Consider the following 19,648-nt stretch of genomic DNA (forward strand, 5'->3'; position numbering starts at 1 on the left):
ACAGGTCCGGGTGTAGCAGAGACGCTTTTATGCCGCGTGAAGAAGAAGGGTTAATGCCTGGCTAAGGCATTGAGTAAAATGAAATCCTCGTCTCACGCACTGGCCTTGCGGCGGCGCATGGCGCCGCGCAGCAGCAGAAGAAGCGCCGCACCGAACAGCAGGAAGGCGGCATCGCGGGTGTGATCCACGGCGAGTTCCTGCACCCGCTCGAACAGGGTCGGCGGCTGGACGGTGAAGTCGAGCGGGGTCACACCGCGCGCGCTCCACACCGCGGCCCGGCCTTCCAGCGCCGACCAGAGATTGGAACGGGCCAGCTGGCGGCCGGCGCTTTCAAAGGAGGCGATATCGGGTGCCGTCAGCGTACCGATCCAGCGGCCGGCATTGCGGCGGTCCGGGAAGAGCGAGGCAACGCCGACGCCCAGTTCCGCCCCTTCACGGGTCGTGGCGCCTTCGCTGTCACCCTCATCCGCATAGGCGGCTGCAGCCAGGCGCATCAGGCCACGCTGTCCGCGCGAACGTTCGGCGGCGCGCAGGGCGGCCCGCAGCTCGTCCGGTGCATTGCGGTCGATGATCTCGAACTGGGTCGAGTTGGGGCCGACCACCAGAAGATTGTGATTGGCCGGGGCGTCTTCCTCGGCATCGCCATACCAGGCGTAGAGCCAGGCTTCGCCACCGATCAGGGCGGCGCGGGCGAGCACGGACAGGGCGCCATAGCGGTCGCTGTCGAAGCGGGTGGAGAATTGCACGGCAGTGCGGGCGCCCTGATCGGCGCTGAAGGGCAGGCCCGAGGCCGCAAATGTCCGCAGGTCCGCAGTCCCGGCGAGGGACGGGTCGACCTCGATGGAGGGGCGGCCAAGACGGTCTGCCCGGATAGCGTCGGCGGCAAGGAAGGTCGCGCCGTGACCGGCAAAGGAGCGCGCGCCCATCAGCCGCGCTGCAGCGGTCGCTTCGTCGATATTGCGTCCGGTCACGACGAGGCGCGGCTGGCCGTCATTATGGAAGGCGATTTCCGGGCCCTGGCTGGTTTCCGAACGCAGGGCGGCCCGGTCGGTCTCGTCCAGGCGGGCAATCTCGGCGATGCGCACAACCAGATCGGCATTGGCCGTGTCGCCGGAGAACAGCGGCACTTCCCCGGCACGCAGGGCGAGGCCCTGGGCAACAAGGCTTTCCAGCGTGATCCGCTCGCGGCCGGCTTCGGTGTCCAGCGCGATGCGGCGTGGCGCCGCGAAATCGGATCCCAGCGCCTGTTCGAGCTCGCCCAGTGTCGAGAGCGGTGCGACGGGCTCCAGTGTCAGGCGCAGGCGCGAGCGGCGTGCATCGACGATCCAGCCGGTGGCGGCGTTCTCGGTGGCATAGTGGATGGTCAGTGTATTTTCGCCCGGGCGGAAATCGGCGGAGAAGAGCGCGAAACGGGCTTCCATCGCACGGGCCTGCGGACGGATGACGATCGGGTCGCCGCCATTGACGCTGACCTGGATGCGGCCATCCGTGCCGTCGCTGGCCGGGCGTGCCGCCAGACGCAGCCAGGCTTCCGAGCTGACGACATGCGGCGGCAGGGTGAAACGGATGTCGGCCGCCGGCTGGGAGGTGGAGAGAACGAAAGCGTCGCCGCGTCCGTCGAGGTCGGCCAGCGCACGCTCCTCGGTGTTCACCCGTTCGGCATCAAGCTGTTCGGCCGGCGCAGCCTCCTGTATCGAAGACGCCTGGACACCGGACACGCACACGGACCATGCGAGAATGGTCGCCGACACAACACGAACAAACATGGAATGCTCCCTCACCCGTTTAACAGATTATTAAGCAATTGAGCGGCCATCAACGGAAATGAGCGAACTGAAGACGAAATTCTGGGTCGATGCCCTTGTCAGGCGGGCTGATACGGGTCTGGCGTCCGCCTATGTGATTCGCCGGGGAGACGAGGACGCAGGCGCCGTGCTCGTAAAAGTGGTGCTCGCGCGCGACCTGGCACAGCTCTATGTCCCGGCACGGGACGGTGAGGGGAAACGGGTCTGGACGCTGTTCGGCCCGGTTCCGGCGGGCGAAGCCGATATCGATGCCTATTGCCGGCGGCGTATCGACAATGATCCGGACATTTGGCTGGTCGAGATCGAGGACCGGGACGGGCGCCATTTCCTGACCGAACCGGTGGAAACCGCGCAGCGGTAGAAAAACCTTAACGTCATTCCGCGATGCTGGGTGACGCCAAAACGCTCATTTCGTAACGAGACGGACGATGTTGTTCCTCTTCAACGATGTCGTGTTCGACCTGGGTGATTTGAAGTCGGTGCTGAATGACGGCAAGATGCCGCTCACACCCGCCCAGATCGAGACACTTACCGCCGGCCAGCTCAATGTGCTGGTCCGCGAAGCCGTATTCGCCGATCCGGATGTCGCGCGCCGCAAGCCCGAGCATATCCGGCATCTTTGCGCGCTGATCTGCTATGTCGAGCCCGGGGCGAACGCCCTGCTGGCGGTGCGTCCCGACGGGGCAACGAGCTGGCACGCCGTGGGACTGCGCTATGCCAATGTGCCGATCACGACGCTGGCCTATCTCTGGGGCGAGCAGGCGGATGGACGCCTGACAGCTGCCAAGGCAAACAGTGCGGTCTGGACGGCAGGCAGTGAACCCTTGCCTCAGGCCACGGGAACGGGGTAACCCCCGGCTTGCATTGTCTTGCGAGCCCTATAGATGACTTCCAATTCGACAGACGCGCCGGAATGGGCGCGCCGCCGGTCCTTCGCCATCATCTCCCACCCGGACGCCGGTAAGACCACGCTGACCGAGACCCTGCTGCTTTCGGCCGGTGCGATCCGCCTGGCCGGGCAGGTGCGGGCTCGCGGCGAGAACCGGCGCACCCAGTCGGACTGGATGAAGATCGAGCAGGAGCGGGGCATCTCGGTGTCCGCCTCGGTGATGACGTTCGAGCATCGCGGCCTGCTGTTCAACCTGCTCGACACGCCGGGCCACGAGGACTTCTCCGAAGACACCTATCGCACGCTCACCGCCGCCGACAGCGCCATCATGGTGCTCGACGCCGCCAAGGGTGTGGAGCCGCGTACGCTGAAACTGGTCGAGGTCTGCCGCCTGCGCGACATTCCGATCGTCACCTTCATCAACAAGATGGACCGCGAGGCGCTGGACCCGGTCGACTTGCTGGAAGACATCCAGGACAAGCTGGCGCTGGATGCCACGCCGATGCAGTGGCCGTCCGGATCGGGCAAACGTTTCAAGGGCGTGCTCGACATCGCCACCAATGATCTGCTGCGCTTCCAGAAGCCGGGCGAGGATCGCGATCCGCACGAGCCGGCCGAACGCGTCAGTCTCGATGGCAATGCGATCGGCGAGGTGCTGAGTGCGGAGGAGGCCGACGAGCTGCGCGAGGGTGCAGAGGTCGCCAAGGAACTCTGCCCGCCCTTCAACCGGCAGAGCTTCCTGGAAGGCCATCTCACACCGGTCTTCTTCGGCTCGGCGCTGCGCGGATTCGGCGTGCGTGAGCTGCTTGAGGGACTGGCCGACATCATCCCGGGCCCGGCGCCTGTGATGGCGTCGTCGAATGGCAATCCGGTCGAGATCGAACCGGGTGGCAAGGAAGTCGCGGGCTTTGTCTTCAAGGTCCAGGCGAACATGGACCCCAATCACCGCGACCGGGTGGCTTTCGTGCGCCTGTGCTCGGGCAGGTTCAAACGCGGCATGAAGCTGAAGACCGAGGCTGGCAAACAGCTCACCGTTTCCTCGCCCATCCTGTTCTTCGCCCAGGATCGTGAGATCGCCGACGAGGCCTTTGCCGGCGATGTGATGGGCGTGCCCAATCACGGTACGCTGCGCGTGGGCGACAGCCTGTCGGAGAGCGGAAAGATCCGCTTCACAGGCATTCCCAATTTCGCGCCGGAAATCCTGCGCCGGGCACGTCTGGCCGATCCGCTGAAGGCGAAACACCTCAAGAAGGCGCTGGAAAGCCTCGCCGAGGAGGGCGTGACCCAGCTCTTCCGCCCGACGCTGGGCGGCGACTTCATCGTCGGTGCTGTCGGTGCGCTGCAGATCGACGTGATGCGCGAGCGTGTGGCGGCGGAATACGGTCTTGAGGTCGAGTTCGAGGCCGCGCCCTACGAGACCGCACGCTGGATCGAGGGCGATCGCGACAAGATCGAGGCTTTCGCCGACCGGCATAAATCGGCGATGGCCGAGGATATCAATGGCGATCCGGTCTTCCTGGCCAAGAGCGCCTGGGAAGTCTCCTACTCGGAAGAAAAATTCCCCGACGTGTCCTTCCACCGGGCCAAGGAGCGTGCCGCATGAGTACCACCGCGACCGACAGCGTTCCCGAACAGCTCCAGGAGTTCTGGGGCATCGTCGTCGAGGTCTGGGAGACGTCCTTTCTGGGCATAAGCGTCGGGCAGGGGCTGCTGGCTATCCTGGTCGTCCTGGTGGGGGTCGGCATTCGCGGCCTGATCGCGAAATGGCTGCTGGCCGCGTTGCAGCGCCTGGCCAAACGGTCGGAAACCGAGTTCGACGATGCGGTCGTCGAGGCGCTCGCCGGGCCGATGAAGCTGGTCCCGGTGATCATCGCGCTCTTCTTCGCCATCAATATCGTGCAACTGGGCGGCGACGGGGCGCTGCGCGGACATCAGTTCGTCCAGTCGCTGGTCGTCATCGCCCTGTTCTGGGCGCTGCATAATGCGGTCGGACCGTTCGCCTTTGCCCTGCAGGGGCTTCGCAATGCGCTGACGCCGGTCATGATCGACTGGCTGACCAAGGCACTGCGGATCGTCTTCATCGTGGTGGGGGCGGCGGCCGTGCTGCAGGTCTGGGATATCCCCGTCGCCGGTATCGTTGCCGGTCTGGGCCTGTTCGGTGTCGCCATCGGCCTGGGCGCCCAGGACCTGTTCAAGAACCTGATTGCCGGCATCCTGATCCTCACCGAAAAGCGCTTCCTGCCGGGCGACTGGGTGAAGGTGGACGGCGTGGTCGAGGGCACGGTGGAGGAGATTAATTTCCGCTCCACCCTGGTCCGCCGGTTCGACAAGGGGCCGGTCTATGTGCCGAACTCCAAACTGTCGGACAATGCGGTGACCAATTTCTCCCGCATGACCCACCGCCGGATCAAATGGGCGATCGGCGTGCGCTATGACACCACGTCCGAGCAATTGCGCGAGATCCGCGACAAGGTGCTCGCCTATGTCTCCGATAATCCGGAATTCGCCGATCCGCCGGAAGTCGCGACCTTCATGCGCGTCGACGCCTTCGGCCCGTCCTCGATCGACTTCCTGCTCTACTGCTTCACCAAGACGACGAATTGGGGCGAATGGCTGCGACTGAAGGAAGAACTGGCCTTCTTCGTCAAGCAGACGGTGGAAGAAGCCGGCACCGAGTTCGCCTTCCCCTCGACCTCGGTCTATCTGGAAAGCGGCGCGGAAGTGTTCGAGCCGCCGCAGGACGACGCGGCAGGCGCAATGGCCGCCGGCAAGGCCTGATCGGCCTCAGGCGGCCATGTTCTTGCGCATGCGCCAGAAGCGCATGGCACGGGCGGCGTCGTCGGCGGTGATGGCGTCGTAGAGCTGGCCCAGTTCCCGGGCGTCCCGGAAGGCGTCCTCGCCCGCGGCGTGGCGCAGCACGGCGAGGGTCACGAAGAGCGCCTTGTCGAAGCCGGCGGACTTGCAGATCAGCGCCAGCGGGTCGATCGATTCCTGCCGGATCGCGCGCCGGGCGGCGACATAATCGACCCCGGTCATTTCGGCGAAAGCAGCATAGAATTTCGAGTATTCGCGTTCACGCAGCAGGCGCGCAAGCAGATTGCCGGTCAGCTGTTTGCGCAGCGCCATGGTCTGCACGAATTTCTCGGCAGCCGCGATGTCGCGATCCTCGGCCATGCGCTGGGCCAGCCGGGCCCTTGAAGCGTTCATGGCATGCTCGAGCACGGCCGGATCGACCGCATCGAACCGTTCCATGATCCGCTCGCGCAGGCTGTTGCCGACGGTCAGCATCAGGTCCGCCAGGAGATCGTTGGGCGTGTCGCCGCGCTCGACCAGCGGTCCTTGCAGGACCGGCGAACTTTCGGCGCGTTCGGTGACGGTCTCGAAGGTCTCACGCGACAGGCGGGCGCCGTCATTGCGGATCAGCTGGGCGACGGTCTCGTCATCGCCGCGGCGCACGATCGTGTCTGACAGACGCTCGCAAACCTCTTCACGGCGCGACATGGCCTTGAGGTGGCCCTGTTCGGCTGTTTCGGCGATGGAGAGCAGGTCGTCGTCGGTGAGCACCCTGGAGCGGGCCAGCATCGGGGCGGCGACCTCGATCGCATCCTGCGCCAGTTGCAGCACCAGCCCGCGTGGCGCCTGCGGCGCATCGGCGAAGCGCTGCGACAGTTCTTCACGCGCATCCCGGGCGGTCTGCTCGGCCAGAGAGGAGAGGAGTTCGTCGAACTTGTGCGAGGTGGCGCTGCCGCTTTCCGGCGTCTCCTCGAAAAAGAGATCCGTGACTTCGCGCAACAGGGTCCGCCGGCGCTCCGAGGACTTTTCCTTGGCCAGTTCGACCAGATTGTTCAGCTTGCTGACGACGGCCATTGCCCACTCCCACCGATCAGGGATTGCAGCTTCCCCCACGCGGGTAAACAAAGCGTCAGCCGGGGCGTGCAAATTGTCAGGTATAGTGTGTTTTTTATTTGCGTGAGCACAGGATCCGCCGGTCCGCAGGCGAGCGCCGCGCGGTCACGTCTAGTCATGCTCACCGTGCAGCATCGATTGCAGGGCATTCATTTCGCGCGGGCTCGGCGGCCGTTCGGCTGCGGCCTCGATCCGTTGGACCAGATCGGCTGACAGGCCGGTCACCCGGCCAGGCGCGCGGAACGGGGTCGGCGCGGCAGAGAGCAGGGCGCATTGGGTGTCCGGGCCGTCCAGCCCGGCGATCGTCCAGACCCAGGACTGACAGTTTCCATCGCGACTGCACAGCGCCGCACAGCCGGCGGGCGTGCCGTCATCCATCGCAATGGAGGCATAGACCGCGCCGCGGCGCGCCCAGCCGTCCATGACGTCGTCGGCGCTCGCCGGGCCGGACGCGAGGACAAGCGCGAGCAGGATTGCGGCGCGCATCACTGGACGCTGGCCTGGCGAATGGCTTCGGCCGGCCCGGGCCGGCCACGGGCGGGCGTGAAGTCATACGTCTTGCCGAGGGCCGACGGGATGGCGGCGGCCGGCATGGGGGCGTCGATCAGATAGCCCTGGATATGGCGGGCACCCATCGTCCGAAGGATGTGCATCTGCGCTTCGGTCTCCACGCCTTCCACAACGCAACCCAGGCCCAGCGTGCGGGACAGGGAGAGCAGGGTGCGCACGATCTTGAAGGCGGCTGTATCCTCCAGGATGTTGCGCACGAAGGAATGGTCGATCTTCAGCTTGCTGACCGGCAGGAGCTGCAGGTATTGCAGCGAGGAATAGCCGATCCCGAAATCGTCCAGCGACACACGGTGTCCGGCCTCGCTGATCTGGTCGATCGCCCGGCGCGCCTGGTTGAAGTCGCTCATCATCGCCGTTTCGGTGATCTCGAACTCGATGCGCGATGGCGCGATGCCGCTGTTGCGGACCGTGGCGAGCGCACTCTCGACCGCATGGGGCGACATCAGGTCGTGGGTCGACAGGTTGAAGGCGAGCGTGATCTCGTCCGGCCAGCTGGCCATGGCGGTGAGGGCCTTGCCGAGCAAAACCTGGGTCAGCGGCCGGATCAGGCCGGCCCGTTCGGCGGCGGGAATGAAGATGTCCGGGGTGACGGCGCCCAGTTCCGGCGAGTTCCAGCGGGCCAGCGCCTCGAAGCCGACGATACGCCCTTTTACAAGGTCGAACTGCGGCTGGAAGTGCAGCTGGAATTCGCTGTCATAGTCACAGCGGCGCAATGCCTTGTCGACCTGGCTGGAGTTCGCCATTTCCTGTTCCAGCGCGGCGTTGAACAGCACCGCCTTGCCCTGCAGGGCCCGCTTGGCGAAATAGAGCGCGTGATCGGCGCGCTCCATCAGATCGTGCGCGCTCAACTCCGGATCGTCGCAGATCAGGAGGCCGACGGAACCCGACCCTTTGCAGGTGTACTGACCCAGCTGATAGGGCTGGGACAGTTTCGCCTCGATCCGTTGGCCCAGCGTGAGCGCGGCCTCGGCGGTTTTCGGATCGGCCGGCGTCAGGAGGGCGAACTCGTCCCCGCCCAGGCGGGCAGGCAAGGCGTGATCGCCGGCGACGTCGATCAGCCGCTTGGCCACGGTCTGCAGCATTTCGTCGCCGGCCGCATGTCCATAGGTGTCGTTGACCGGCTTGAAACCGTCCAGGTCGACCAGGCCCAGCAGGAAAGGCTCGCCGTGCGTGCGCAGGCGCTCGACCCGTTCATTGAGTGCCAGGAAGAAGCTGCGCCGGTTCGGCAGGCCCGTCAGGGCGTCGCATTCGGCCAGGTGACGCGCCTCGCGCGCCAGCTCTTCGGCGATCTCGCGATCGTGGATCGCATCCAGCCGCGCCTTGACCGAGCGCAGGACGGCAGTGCGGATGATCGCGGCGATCGCAACACCCGCGGCAATGCCCGATACGCCGACCCAGGCATAGTCTGTCAGTGCGGCCGGGATATTCTGCCAGACCAGCCACATCAGATTGGCAAAGGAAATCAGCACCGCCAGAGCGATGGTGCGGCGTCGCGGCAGGATGGCGGCGCAGATCGGCATCATCAGCACGGCATAGGCCAGGTTCTCGGCCTCGAAATGCAGGTTCTGCTGCAGGTTCGAATTGAACAGCATCGACAGGCACAGGATCGCGCCGCAGATCTCCAGCTGAAAGGCCGAGCGGGGCTGCCGCAGATATTGCCGGACCAGTTGCGCGAGGATTGTCGCGATGCCGACCGACGCCAGCATGATCCCCAAGTGGGCCTCGCCGGGAAAGAAGGCACGGCTGACGAGATCGAACAGGAAATAGCACAACACCGCCGTGGCGGCACCGCGCAGGATCGGCTGGTAGGCGATGGTGATCTCGTCGTTCCGCACGGGCGGATCGGATCCCTCGCTACCGCTCTCCGGCGCTTGTTGACTATACGCTTCGGGCCTCATGGGCGGGTCCGCTCCTCGTTCGACCGCCTTATGCAACATGTGTCGTTAAATCGCGGATAAGTTGTCGTCTAAAATTTGAACGGTCCGGATTTTTTCCACCGATGCTTTCCGGTTCGCTTACACCGATTGAATTTCCAGCCTCGTAGAGCTAGGAGCAGGCGCTCGGGGTTGGGGGACCGGCCCGAGGCGCACCGGAGGGGATACAGGGTGAAGGCTTTCGTCGAGAGTTCGCATTTCCGCAACTTCATCATGGCGCTGATCATTATCAACGCGATCACACTCGGGCTGGAAACCTATCCCTATGAAGGCGAGTGGTTCACGACATGGCTGCCGATGCTGGACCGCATCATTGTCGGTGTTTTTGTCGTCGAGCTGATCCTCAAGCTGATCGCCTACCGTCACCGCTTCTTCCTGTCGGGCTGGAACTGGTTCGACCTGTTCGTGATCACGGTATCCGTCATCCCGGCCGCCGGCGGGTTCTCCGTCCTGCGGGCGCTGCGGATCGTGCGGGCCTTCCGCCTGTTCTCGGTCATGCCGGATCTGCGCAAGGTTGTGGAAGCCCTGCTCAATGCCATCCCGGGCATGGGGGCCGTGATCGCGGTGCTGGGGCTGATGTTCTACGTCTCCGCCGTGATGGCGACCAAGCTTTACGGTGAAGCCGTGCCGGAGCGCTTCGGCACGCTGGGCGACAGTGCCTTTGCCCTGTTCCAGGTGATGACGCTGGAAGGCTGGGCGTCCGATGTCGCCATTCCGGTGATGGAGACCCATCCCTGGGCCTGGATCTTCTTTGTCGTCTTTATCGTGCTGACCAGTTTCGCGGTGCTGAACCTGTTCATCGCCATCATCGTGGACAGCCTGCAGTCCAAGCATTTTGACGATGAGGAGGCGCGCGATGCCGAGGCCGATGCCGACCGGGAAATCCTGCACACCGAGATCGCCGGACTGCGCGCCGAGATCGCAGCCCTGACCGCTATGGTTCAGCGCTCGCTGGGCGAGGTGCCGTCCTCGAGCAGTTCGGAAAACGCGGCCGACAAGTCGGAATAGAAGGCCGCCAGGCGTTCCTCGCGTTCCGAGCGCGTGCGCGGGGCCGGGGCGCTCAGGGCGCGGGCCGGCATGCCCTCATGCACGCGCACCATGAAGTCGCGCCAGATCTCGGCCGGCAGGCCGCCGCCCGTGACATTCTCCATCGGGCTGTCATCGTCATTGCCGACCCAGACGCCTGCCGTGTAGTCGGCGGTATAACCGATGAACCAGGCGTCGCGGAAAGACTGGCTGGTGCCGGTCTTGCCGGCTGAGGCGCGGCCCGGCAGGGCGGCCCGGCGGCCGGTGCCGGTCATCACAACATCCTGCAGCATGGTCGACATGGCCCGGGCCGTTTCGGTTTCCAGAGCGCGTTCGGCGCCGGGATCGCGATGCTCGTACAGCACATCGCCGCGGGAATTCGTGATCGAGAGAATGAAGTAGGGCGCGCGGCGCTCACCGTCATTGGCGAACACCGAATAGGCCGCCGTCAGCTCGACCAGGTTCACTTCCGCGGCCCCCAGCGCGATGGCCGGCAGTTCGGGCAGGTCGGACCGGATGCCCAGCCGGTGGCCCATTTCCACGATGCGGCCAATGCCCACTTCGTCGGCGACCTGTACAGCAACCGTGTTGATCGAGCGCTTGAGCGCTTCCTGCAGGGTCACCAGTCCGCGATAGGAGCCGGAGAAGTTCTGCGGCGTCCAGCCTTCCAGATCGACCGGCTCGTCCCAGACTGCCGATGACGGGTCGTAGCCCGCTTCCAGCGCCGCGGCGAAGACGATGGGCTTGAAAGCCGAGCCCGGCTGGCGCTGGGCCTGGACGGCGCGGTTGAACTGGCTGTCGCGATAGTCCCGTCCGCCGGCGAAGGCGCGGATCGCTCCGTCCGGTGCCAGCAGCACGATGGCGGCTTCGCCGGCATTGGCAGCGTCGCCCTGTTCGGAGAGGACGCGTTCCACGGTCTCGTTGGCAGCGCGGGCGAGGGCCGGGTCCAGCGTGGTGCGGATGATCAGGTCCGGGATATCGCCGGGCACCAGGCGCTGGGCCTCGGTGAGCGCCATGTCGAAGGCGTGGCCCCAGTTGGACGTGGCGTTCGGATCGGAGGTGTCGGCGACGGGTTCGGCCGGTTCCGCGAGCGCTTCGGCATGTTCGGTCGCCGTGATGTAGCCGGCTTCCTCCATCGCGGCGAGCACCTGGGCGGCGCGGGCGCGGGCGGCATCGAGATTGACGGTCGGGTCGAGCCGGCTAGGCGCCTTGGGCAGGGCGGCCAAGAGGGCGGCTTCGGCCAGGGTGAGCTCGGTGGCGGACTTGTCGAAATAGCGTTCGGCGGCGGCCTCGATCCCATAGGCACGGGCGCCGAGATAGATGCGGTTCAGGTAAAGCTCGAGAATGTCCGTCTTGGACAGACGGCGTTCGAGCGCGCGGGCCAGCCGCATCTCCTGGATCTTGCGGCGCAGCTCGCGGTCGGGCGAGAGCATGAGATTCTTCACCAGCTGCATGGTGATGGTCGAACCGCCCTCGACCGTGGCGCCGGCCCGGAAATTCCGCCACAGCGCCCGGGCGACGCCCCGGAAATCCACGCCGGTGTGCTGGTAGAAACGCTGGTCCTCGATGGCGAGAAAGGCCTGCGGCACGTGCTCGGGCAGGCTCTCCAACGCGACGGCGCGGGCATAGAGCGGACCGCGGACGGCGAGGACCCGGCCTTCGCGGTCGGTCAGGGTGACGGCCGGTTCGCGGCGGACATTCCACAGCTCGGCTGCGCTTTGCGGCGCGGGCGGCAGATCGTGGAAGGCCCAGTGCCAGCTGGCAAAGGCCCCGGAAACGAGAATCACGGCAATCAGCGCCAGCGATCCGCCCACGATCAGGCGGCGGCGCTGTTCGCGCCGGTCGCGTTCCATCATGTGATCCGCGCGAAACGGCTCCTGGTACATGCTTTTTGCCAACCCCGAATGCCTGGCTGCGTGTTAGGCTTGCCCTGTCTAAAGCCTATCAATAGCGGCGGAATTCAGGCGGGACCATGCCTCAGCCTTTCTGGAAAATGAAATCTCTGGACGAGATGTCCCGCGCCGAGTGGGAATCGCTCTGCGACCATTGCGGAAAGTGCTGTCTGGTGAAGCTGGAGGACGAGGATACCGGGCTGCGTCTGGAGACCGATGTCGCCTGCACGCTTTTCGATTGCGAGAATGGCGGCTGCCGCAATTATCCGCACCGGCACACCCAGGTGCCGGACTGTGTCGTGCTGACGCCGGACAATATCCGCACCCTGCCCTGGATCCCGAAAACCTGCGCCTACCGGCTGATCGCCGAGGGCAAGGATCTTTTCGACTGGCATCCGCTGGTGACCGGCGATCCGCACTCCACCGCCAAGGCGGGCATGAGTGTGGCTGGCCAGGTGGTCAGCGAGGATGATTTCGACGGCGCCCCCGACTGGGAAGAACACATCGTCGAATGGCCGGGGGAAGAGGACTGAGGCTCAGGCTTTTCCTCCCCACATCGTGGGGAGGGGGACCCGCGAAGCGGGGGAGGGGCCGCCGCTATATGCGGCGGAATGGCGGGGCCAAGCGCCACCGTTTCCCGGCGCTTTGCGCCGCCCCTTCGACCCGATGCTGCGTATCGGCCCACTTCCCCACTTACGTGGGGAAGAAAGCCATCCATGTCCCTAGCTGAACACCGCCTTGTCCTTGGCGCCGAGGGCCTTGAAGACCATGGCGGCCGGGCAGAAGCCGGTGAAGCTGGACTGGATCTGGTTGAGGCCGACGAAGGCGGTGAGCAGCAGCCACCATTCGCTGACCTGCCAGGCGAGGATCGCCGAGAGAAGGGTCATGCAGCCGGCGAAGAGCATGACGGCACGTCCGAGAGTCATGAGGTTTCTCCTTCAAGAGAGGCTTCGGAAAGGGCCGGCCGGTAGGGCGCATCGCCGTCCTTGAAGACGATGTAGATCGCCGGGATCACCAGCACGGTAAGAAGGGTAGACGAGGCCAGGCCGAACAGGAGCGAGATCGCCAGGCCCTGGAAGATCGGGTCGCCCAGGATGACCGAGGCACCGATCATGGCGGCGATGGCGGTCAGGAGGATCGGCTTGAAGCGGATTGCGCCGGCCCGCAGCAGGGTCTCCCGCAGGGGCTCACCGTCTTCGGCGCCGTGGCGGATGAAATCGACCAGCAGGATCGAGTTTCGCACGATAATCCCGGCCAGGGCGATGAAACCGATCATGGAGGTGGCGGTGAAGGCGGCGCCGAAAATCCAGTGCCCGAAGATGATTCCGATGAAGGTCAGCGGGATCGGGGTGAGGATGATCAGCGGCACGCGGAACGATCCGAACTGCGCCACAACCAGCACATAGATGCCCAATAGCGCCACCATGAAGGCCGCACCCATGTCGCGGAAGGTGACATAGGTGATTTCCCACTCGCCGTCCCAAAGCAGGGTGACCGTGTCATCGCTCGGCGGCTGACCATACATCCGGATCTGGGGGGCGGGGATATCCTCGCTCCAGGATCGCGCGTCCAGCGCGTCCTGCACGGCGAACATGCCGTAGATCGGCGCCTCGAAATCGCCGGCCAGTTCGGCCATCACCATTTCGGCATAGCGGCCGTCGCGGCGGAAGATCGGGTAGGAGCCGGCTTCTTCTGTGATCGAGACCACATCGCCCAGCTCCACCACGGTGCGGTCGCCGGGCAGGGTGTTGGCCGGGACGGGGGTGGAGGCGAGACGCTCGGTCCAGCTGCGGTCGCTGCGCGGCAGTTCCACGGCGATCTCGACCGGATTGCGGCCTTCCCCGCGATGGGAATAGCCCACCGTGGTGCCGCCGATCAGGGCGCCGATCGTGTCGTAGACATCCGATTGCTGGACGCGGAAATATTCCAGGCTGTCCTGGTCGATGGCGATGCGCAGGCGCGGCCGCGGCTCGCCGAACCCGTCATTGACGTCGACGACATAGGGCACGCTCTCGAAGGCGGCGCGGACCTCGCGGGCGACAGCACGGCGGGTTTCCGCGTCGGGACCGTAGATCTCCGCCAGCAGGGTTGCCAGCACGGGCGGGCCCGGCGGGATTTCCGCGACCTGGACGGAGGTGCCTTCGGGCAAATCCATGCCGGCCAGCAGTTCGCGGGCTTCAAGCGCGATCTCGTGCGAGGCGCGGTCGCGATGATGCTTGGGCAGGAGATTGACCTGCAGATCGCCCTGCTCCGGCCGGTTGCGCAGATAATAGTGGCGCACCAGGCCGTTGAAATTGAACGGCGCCGACGTGCCGGCATAGGCCTGGATCGACACGGCTTCCGGGATTGCGGCCAGCCGGTCGGCGGCCTCGGTGAGCACCCGGTCGGTGCGTTCCAGCGTGGCGCCTTCGGGCAGATCGATAATGACCTGGAATTCCGACTTGTTGTCGAAGGGCAGGAGTTTGACGGTCACGCCCTTGAAGTAGAAGGCGGACATGGAAACCAGGGTCAGCACGCCCACCGTCAGGAGCAGGATCCAGGCCGGACGGCGGCCCGCCACGATGGGGGTGGCGACGCGGCGGTAGAGCCGGCCGAGAATGCCCTCATGGCCTTCCGCATGCCCGGAAACGTCGGATTTGCGGCGGCCGGCGATGACCATCATCAGCCAGGGGGTGAGCACCATGGCGACAAAGAAAGAGAAGATCATCGCGGCGGAGGCGTTGACCGGGATCGGCGCCATATAGGGACCCATCAGGCCGGACACGAACAGCATCGGCAGGAGGGCTGCGACCACGGTGAGGGTGGCGACGATGGTGGGATTGCCCACTTCGGCGACGGCCTCGACGGCGGCGGTGATGCGCGGACGTCCGTCCTTCATCGCCCAGTGGCGGGCGATATTCTCGATCACCACGATGGCGTCGTCGACCAGGATGCCGATGGAGAAGATCAGCGCGAACAGCGAGACGCGGTTGATCGTGTAGCCCATCAGATTGGAGGCAAACAGCGTCATCAGGATGGTGGTCGGGATGACGACCAGCACGACGAGGCCTTCGCGCCAGCCGATCACGAAGGTGACCAGCAGCACGATGGAAACGGTGGCGAGCCCCAGGTGGAAGAGCAGCTCGTTGGCCTTCTCGTTGGCGGTCTCGCCGTAATTGCGGGTGACGGTGACCTCGACACCCTCGGGGATCAGGCTGCCGCGCAGCAGCTCCAGGCGTTCCAGAATGTGTTCGGAGACGACGACGGCATTGGCGCCTTCGCGCTTGGCGACGGCGAGGGTGACGGCGGGCGTGCGCTGCCAGCCGGCAGTGGAGCCATGATCGGCCTCGCCATGGCTGTCCTCGCCGCCTTCGCGGGTCAGCATCCAGGCGCGGGCCGAGGCCGGTTCGGCGCCGACAATCACGTCCGCCACGTCGCGCACATAGACCGGGCGTCCGTCGCGCGTGGTGAGCAGGAGAAGGCCGATATCGGGCATGCCCTGCAGGGTCTGGCCGGCGGTGACGAAACGGGTCTCGTCGTTTGTGGTGACCTGGCCGGCGGGGAAGGCGCGGTTGGCCTCGGCGATGCGGCCGGCGAGCTGTTGCAGGGTGACGCCGTATTGCGACAGGCGTTCCGGATCCGGTTCGACGCGGATCTGGTCGGCGCGGCCGCCGGTGATATAGGTCAGGCCGACATCCTCGACCGACATCAACGCAGCGCGCAATTCCTCGGCGATGTTGTAAAGACCGTTATCGTCCCAGTGCCCGGCCACGGCGGGCGCGGGCGACAGGGTCAGGGCGACAATGGCGACATCGTCAATGCCGCGGCCGACGATAAGCGGCGGATTGATGCCGTGGGGGATGCGGTCGAGATTGGCGTTTATGCGTTCGTGCACACGCAGGATCGCGTCATCGGCATCGGTGCCGACATCGAAACGCGCAGTGACCATCACCTGGTCGTCTTCGGTCTGGGAATAGACGTGTTCGACATTCTCGATCGAGCGGATGATCGTCTCGAGCGGTTCGGTGACCAGTTCCACCGCGTCCGGTGCGCGCAGGCCCGGCGCGGCGACCATCACGTCCACCATCGGCACGGAAATCTGCGGCTCTTCCTCGCGCGGGATCACCATCAGAGCGATCAGGCCCATGGCCAGCGAGGCCAGCAGGATGAGCGGCGTCAGCGGCGAGCGGATAAAGCCCTTCGCCAGATGTCCGGAGAGGCCCAGCTTCATGGCTGCACCAGCACGTCGCCGGCGGCGATGCCGCCGAGAATTTCAACACCGTCTGCGGTCTCGCGGCCGCGCTGGACGACAATGTCCACGACATGGCCATCGGCCTCGCGCAGGCGGACATAGTCGACGCCATAGCGGTTGATCAGGAAGGCTTCGGGCACGATGACGGCCTCGCGCGCATCGACTTCGACATGCACGCGCACGCGTTCGCCGACAAAGTAATTGCCCAGCCCCTCGACGACGGCATCGGCAACGACGCGGCCGTCCTCGATACGCGGATAGACCTGGCGGATGCGGCCGGTGGGCGCGACATCGCCGGTCAGGGCGGCGGCATCCACCGTCACCGGATCGCCTTCGGAAATCGTGCGGGCATGGCGTTCCGGCAGGCGCAGGCGCAAGAGGTAGAGATCGGAGGCAATGGTGGCGACCTGTTCACCCTGCAGCACGACCGAACCGGCGGTCACCGGGACCTCCAGCACGCGGCCGCTGGCCGGGGCGAGCACATCGCCTTCGCGCGATTGCTGCACGAGGACGGCGCGTTCCTGGCGGGCCGAGGCGAGCTGGCCTTCCAGCACGTCGACCTGGGTCTGGGCCTGATCCAGGCGGGCCTGGGGGAAGATGCCGCGGTCGAACAGGTCCTGGGCACGGGTCAGGTCGATGCGGGCCTGGTCCAGCTGGGCCTGCAGCGCCGAGGCGGTGGCGTTGACGGCGCCGATCTGCGGCGCCAGCCGGTCGTCGACCACCACGGCCAGCACATCGCCGGCCGCTACGGCATCGCCCTCGTCCACGCGCAGCTCGCCGATCGTGCCGGAGATGCGGGCGCGCGCGGCCACGGTGTCGATGCTCTCGACCGTGGCGAACACGGCCTTGCGGTCGGCAATCCGCGTCTGGGTGACGGTGAAGCTTTCGCCCGGCTGGGCGAGGGCTGCGGGGGCGGCAACCGCAAGAAGGGCGGTCGCGAGGAGGCCGGCTTTCAGCATGGCGTCAGGCCTTTCCGGTTCAGCGGCTCTGGGGATCGACAACGGCGCCGGTGGCCGGATCGATGGTGATGGTGGGCAGGCCGGACGTCTTCCAGGCCAGGAGGCCGCCCTTCACATGGGCGGTGATCGGCACGCCGGCTTTCTGGCAGCGCTGCAGGGCGTCCATCGAGCGCTTGCCGGAGCCGCAGTGCAGGATCACCTCGCGGGATGCGTCGAGCGGCAGGGATTGCGGGTCGAAGGTCGAGAGCGGATGCAGCGAGGCGCCGTGCAGGCGCTCGGCCGCGTATTCGCGCGGTTCGCGCACATCGATCAGCACGGCCTTGTTGTCCTGCAGGGCCTTGTAGACATCTTTCGGGTCGAGTTCGCGAAGGCTCATGACGGGGTCTTCCTTGCATCGGGTGGTGGGGTCAAAACATTAGTTGACACTAATTTAGTGAAAGCTATATTAGCTGTCAATGATGTTTCAGATGCCGTTTTCGAGGTGACCCGCGTGACGACAATCGACCCGCAGATCGCACAATTGCAGGACCAGGCCGGCGAAGCCGCCGCCTTCCTGAAATTGCTGGCCAATGAGAAGCGCCTTCTGATCCTGTGCCGTCTGGCGATGGGCGAGGCGACGGTGGGCGAGCTCACCGAGATCGCCGGTCTGTCGCAATCGGCCATGTCCCAGCACCTGGCAAAAATGCGCAGCGACGGTCTGGTGGAAGGGCGCAAATCCGGTCTCCAGGTCCACTATTCGATCCGCGACGAACGCTGTCTCGGCATCCTCATGCATCTCAAATCGCAATTCTGCACCGTAGCCGATGCGGTGGCCGGATAGATTGATCCAACGCAAAGCCGGAGCGCGACAATCCGGACAAGAATGACCCGTTGAAGCCGGGTCGGGAGGAAAACATGGCTCATATCGTTGTACTTGGCGCCGGCCTCGGCGGCGTTCCCATGGCCCTGGAAGCACGCAAGGAATTGCGCTCCAGCGACCGGATCACGGTGGTCTCGGACTATCCCACCTTCCACTTCACCCCCTCCAATCCCTGGGTCGCGGTCGACTGGCGCAAGCCGGAGAAGATCAAGGTCGAACTGGCGCCGATGCTGAAGAAGAAGGGCATCGACTTCATCCATGCCGCGGCCACCAGGGTGCGCCCCGACGCCAATGCGATCGATCTGGCGAATGGCGAGACGCTGGAATACGACTATCTGGTCATCGCCACCGGCCCGGAACTGGCCTTCGACGAGATCGAGGGGCTGGGCCCGCACGGCGGTTTCACCCAGTCGATCTGCCATGTCGACCATGCCGCGGCGTCCAACGATGTCTGGCAGGACTTCGTGAAGGATCCCGGCCCGATCGTGGTCGGGGCGGTGCAGGGCGCGTCCTGTTTCGGGCCGGCCTATGAATTCGCGATGATCCTCGAGACCGATCTCAGGAAGCGCAAGATCCGCGACAAGGTGCCGATGACCTTCGTTACCTCGGAACCCTATATCGGCCATCTCGGCCTGGACGGTGTCGGCGACACCAAGGGTCTGCTGGAAAGCGAGATGCGCAACCGGCACATCAAGTGGATCACCTCGGCCCGCGTGAAGAAGGTCGAGGACGGGCTGATGCATGTCGAGGAAGTGGCCGAGGACGGGTCGGTGAAGAAGACCCATGAACTGCCCTTCAAATACTCGATGATGCTGCCGGCCTTCCGCGGTATCGCCGCGGTGCGCGATGTCGAGGGCCTGGTCAATCCGCGCGGCTTCATCATCATCGACGAGCACCAGCGCAATCCGAAATACCACAATGTCTTCTCGGTCGGCGTCTGCGTCGCCATTCCGCCGGTCGAGGCCTATCCCGTGCCGGTGGGCGTGCCCAAGACCGGTTTCATGATCGAGAGCATGGTGGTTGCCACCGCCCGCAATCTGCGCGCCGATCTGGACGGCAAGCCGGCCAATAATGTCGCTACCTGGAATGCGGTCTGCCTGGCCGATTTCGGCGATGGCGGCGTCGCCTTCGTCGCCATGCCGCAAATCCCGCCGCGCAATGTGAACTGGTCCGCCGACGGCGGCTGGGTCCACCTCGCCAAGGCCGGTTTCGAAAGCTATTTCCTCGGCAAGATCCGCGGCGGAGTGGGCGAGCCCTTCTACGAGAAGGCCGTCTTCGACCTGCTGGGCATCCACAAGGTGAAGAAGGACGCGTAGGGCTAGGCTCTTTGTCATCCCGGATGGATGCCCCGCGTAGGCGGGGCGGAAGTCCGGGACCCATAATCCCGGTGATTGTCCAGTTGTCGCGTGCGCCGAGCCTGCTTGCGGCCCCGCAGTGAGCGTATAGGTCCCTGTGTGTTGGAGGTGTTGTAGGCTGGTTGCGCGAAGGAGGCCGTTAGGTCCCTGGCGCTTGTGACGCCGTGTGCCGGCCCGGGCCCCTTCGCGCGTGTCTGCGTTCAGCCTGAACAGTTGCACGAC

Annotated in this window: 17 protein-coding genes; 8 read left to right on the forward strand and 9 right to left on the reverse strand. The window is 65.4% G+C overall.

The window, feature by feature from the left end; all coding sequences use genetic code 11:
• Positions 1–92 precede the first annotated feature (92 nt).
• Positions 93–1,766, reverse strand: coding sequence for a hypothetical protein (locus JJ918_RS10070; protein ID WP_291886600.1), 1,674 nt, complete (start codon positions 1,764–1,766; stop codon positions 93–95).
• A gap of 58 nt (positions 1,767–1,824) precedes the next feature.
• Between JJ918_RS10070 and JJ918_RS10075 the strand changes: the two genes are divergently transcribed.
• The 4 genes from JJ918_RS10075 (at position 1,825) to JJ918_RS10090 (ending at position 5,472) form a co-directional block, all read left to right on the forward strand.
• Positions 1,825–2,166 carry a DUF1491 family protein gene (locus JJ918_RS10075; RefSeq protein ID WP_291886602.1) on the forward strand — a complete coding sequence of 114 codons (342 nt, stop codon included), beginning with the start codon at positions 1,825–1,827 and terminating at the stop codon, positions 2,164–2,166.
• 67 nt (positions 2,167–2,233) lie between these two features.
• Positions 2,234–2,656, forward strand: coding sequence for a hypothetical protein (locus JJ918_RS10080; protein WP_291886604.1), 423 nt, complete (start codon positions 2,234–2,236; stop codon positions 2,654–2,656).
• Between the two features lie 33 nt (positions 2,657–2,689).
• The gene (locus tag JJ918_RS10085; RefSeq protein ID WP_291886605.1) at positions 2,690–4,297 is read left to right on the forward strand and encodes a peptide chain release factor 3; all 1,608 of its coding nucleotides are present in this window, start codon (positions 2,690–2,692) and stop codon (positions 4,295–4,297) included.
• A complete protein-coding gene (locus tag JJ918_RS10090; RefSeq protein WP_291886607.1) occupies positions 4,294–5,472 on the forward strand; it encodes a mechanosensitive ion channel family protein in 1,179 nt (392 codons plus the stop codon). The genes JJ918_RS10085 and JJ918_RS10090 overlap by 4 nt, the downstream gene beginning before the upstream one ends.
• Before the next feature lie 6 nt (positions 5,473–5,478).
• Here JJ918_RS10090 and JJ918_RS10095 read toward each other — a convergent pair whose 3' ends face one another.
• The 3 genes from JJ918_RS10095 to JJ918_RS10105 form a co-directional block, all read right to left on the reverse strand.
• Positions 5,479–6,561 (reverse strand): DUF2336 domain-containing protein, encoded by a 1,083-nt coding sequence (locus tag JJ918_RS10095; protein ID WP_291886608.1) that lies wholly within the window; start codon positions 6,559–6,561, stop codon positions 5,479–5,481.
• A gap of 150 nt (positions 6,562–6,711) precedes the next feature.
• Positions 6,712–7,086, reverse strand: coding sequence for a PAN domain-containing protein (locus tag JJ918_RS10100; protein WP_291886630.1), 375 nt, complete (start codon positions 7,084–7,086; stop codon positions 6,712–6,714).
• Entirely contained in the window at positions 7,086–9,005 is a 1,920-nt protein-coding gene (locus tag JJ918_RS10105; RefSeq protein WP_291886610.1) for an EAL domain-containing protein, read from the reverse strand. The genes JJ918_RS10100 and JJ918_RS10105 overlap by 1 nt, the downstream gene beginning before the upstream one ends.
• 270 nt (positions 9,006–9,275) lie before the next feature.
• Between JJ918_RS10105 and JJ918_RS10110 the strand changes: the two genes are divergently transcribed.
• Positions 9,276–10,112 (forward strand): ion transporter, encoded by an 837-nt coding sequence (locus JJ918_RS10110; protein WP_291886612.1) that lies wholly within the window; start codon positions 9,276–9,278, stop codon positions 10,110–10,112.
• Here JJ918_RS10110 and JJ918_RS10115 read toward each other — a convergent pair.
• Positions 10,046–11,986 (reverse strand): transglycosylase domain-containing protein, encoded by a 1,941-nt coding sequence (locus JJ918_RS10115; protein WP_291886614.1) that lies wholly within the window; start codon positions 11,984–11,986, stop codon positions 10,046–10,048. The two genes, JJ918_RS10110 and JJ918_RS10115, sit on opposite strands and share 67 nt — an antisense overlap.
• A 116-nt stretch (positions 11,987–12,102) precedes the next feature.
• Between JJ918_RS10115 and JJ918_RS10120 the strand changes: the two genes are divergently transcribed.
• A complete protein-coding gene (locus JJ918_RS10120) occupies positions 12,103–12,555 on the forward strand; it encodes a YcgN family cysteine cluster protein (protein ID WP_291886616.1) in 453 nt (150 codons plus the stop codon).
• A 189-nt stretch (positions 12,556–12,744) separates the two neighbouring features.
• On the opposite strand, the gene JJ918_RS10125 is transcribed toward JJ918_RS10120, so the two are convergent.
• From JJ918_RS10125 to JJ918_RS10140, 4 genes are read right to left on the reverse strand one after another with little or no spacing between them, the layout of a single operon-like run.
• Complete coding sequence (locus tag JJ918_RS10125) at positions 12,745–12,948, reverse strand: DUF2892 domain-containing protein (RefSeq protein ID WP_291886618.1); 204 nt, start codon at positions 12,946–12,948, stop codon at positions 12,745–12,747.
• Complete coding sequence (locus tag JJ918_RS10130) at positions 12,945–16,232, reverse strand: efflux RND transporter permease subunit (RefSeq protein WP_291886620.1); 3,288 nt, start codon at positions 16,230–16,232, stop codon at positions 12,945–12,947. Before JJ918_RS10130 ends, JJ918_RS10125 begins: the two co-directional genes overlap by 4 nt.
• Complete coding sequence (locus JJ918_RS10135; protein WP_291886622.1) at positions 16,229–17,212, reverse strand: efflux RND transporter periplasmic adaptor subunit; 984 nt, start codon at positions 17,210–17,212, stop codon at positions 16,229–16,231. Before JJ918_RS10135 ends, JJ918_RS10130 begins: the two co-directional genes overlap by 4 nt.
• 19 nt (positions 17,213–17,231) lie before the next feature.
• Entirely contained in the window at positions 17,232–17,588 is a 357-nt protein-coding gene (locus JJ918_RS10140; RefSeq protein WP_291886624.1) for a rhodanese-like domain-containing protein, read from the reverse strand.
• Between the two features lie 114 nt (positions 17,589–17,702).
• On the opposite strand from JJ918_RS10140, the gene JJ918_RS10145 reads away from it, so the two are divergent.
• Together JJ918_RS10145 and JJ918_RS10150 are read left to right on the forward strand one after the other, a co-directional pair.
• Complete coding sequence (locus JJ918_RS10145; RefSeq protein WP_291886626.1) at positions 17,703–18,032, forward strand: metalloregulator ArsR/SmtB family transcription factor; 330 nt, start codon at positions 17,703–17,705, stop codon at positions 18,030–18,032.
• A gap of 74 nt (positions 18,033–18,106) precedes the next feature.
• Positions 18,107–19,387 (forward strand): FAD-dependent oxidoreductase, encoded by a 1,281-nt coding sequence (locus JJ918_RS10150; protein ID WP_291886628.1) that lies wholly within the window; start codon positions 18,107–18,109, stop codon positions 19,385–19,387.
• The last annotated feature ends 261 nt before the right edge of the window (positions 19,388–19,648 follow it).

Origin of the sequence: Maricaulis sp. (genome assembly GCF_017642925.1) — a bacterium.
Lineage (GTDB): Bacteria > Pseudomonadota > Alphaproteobacteria > Caulobacterales > Maricaulaceae > Maricaulis.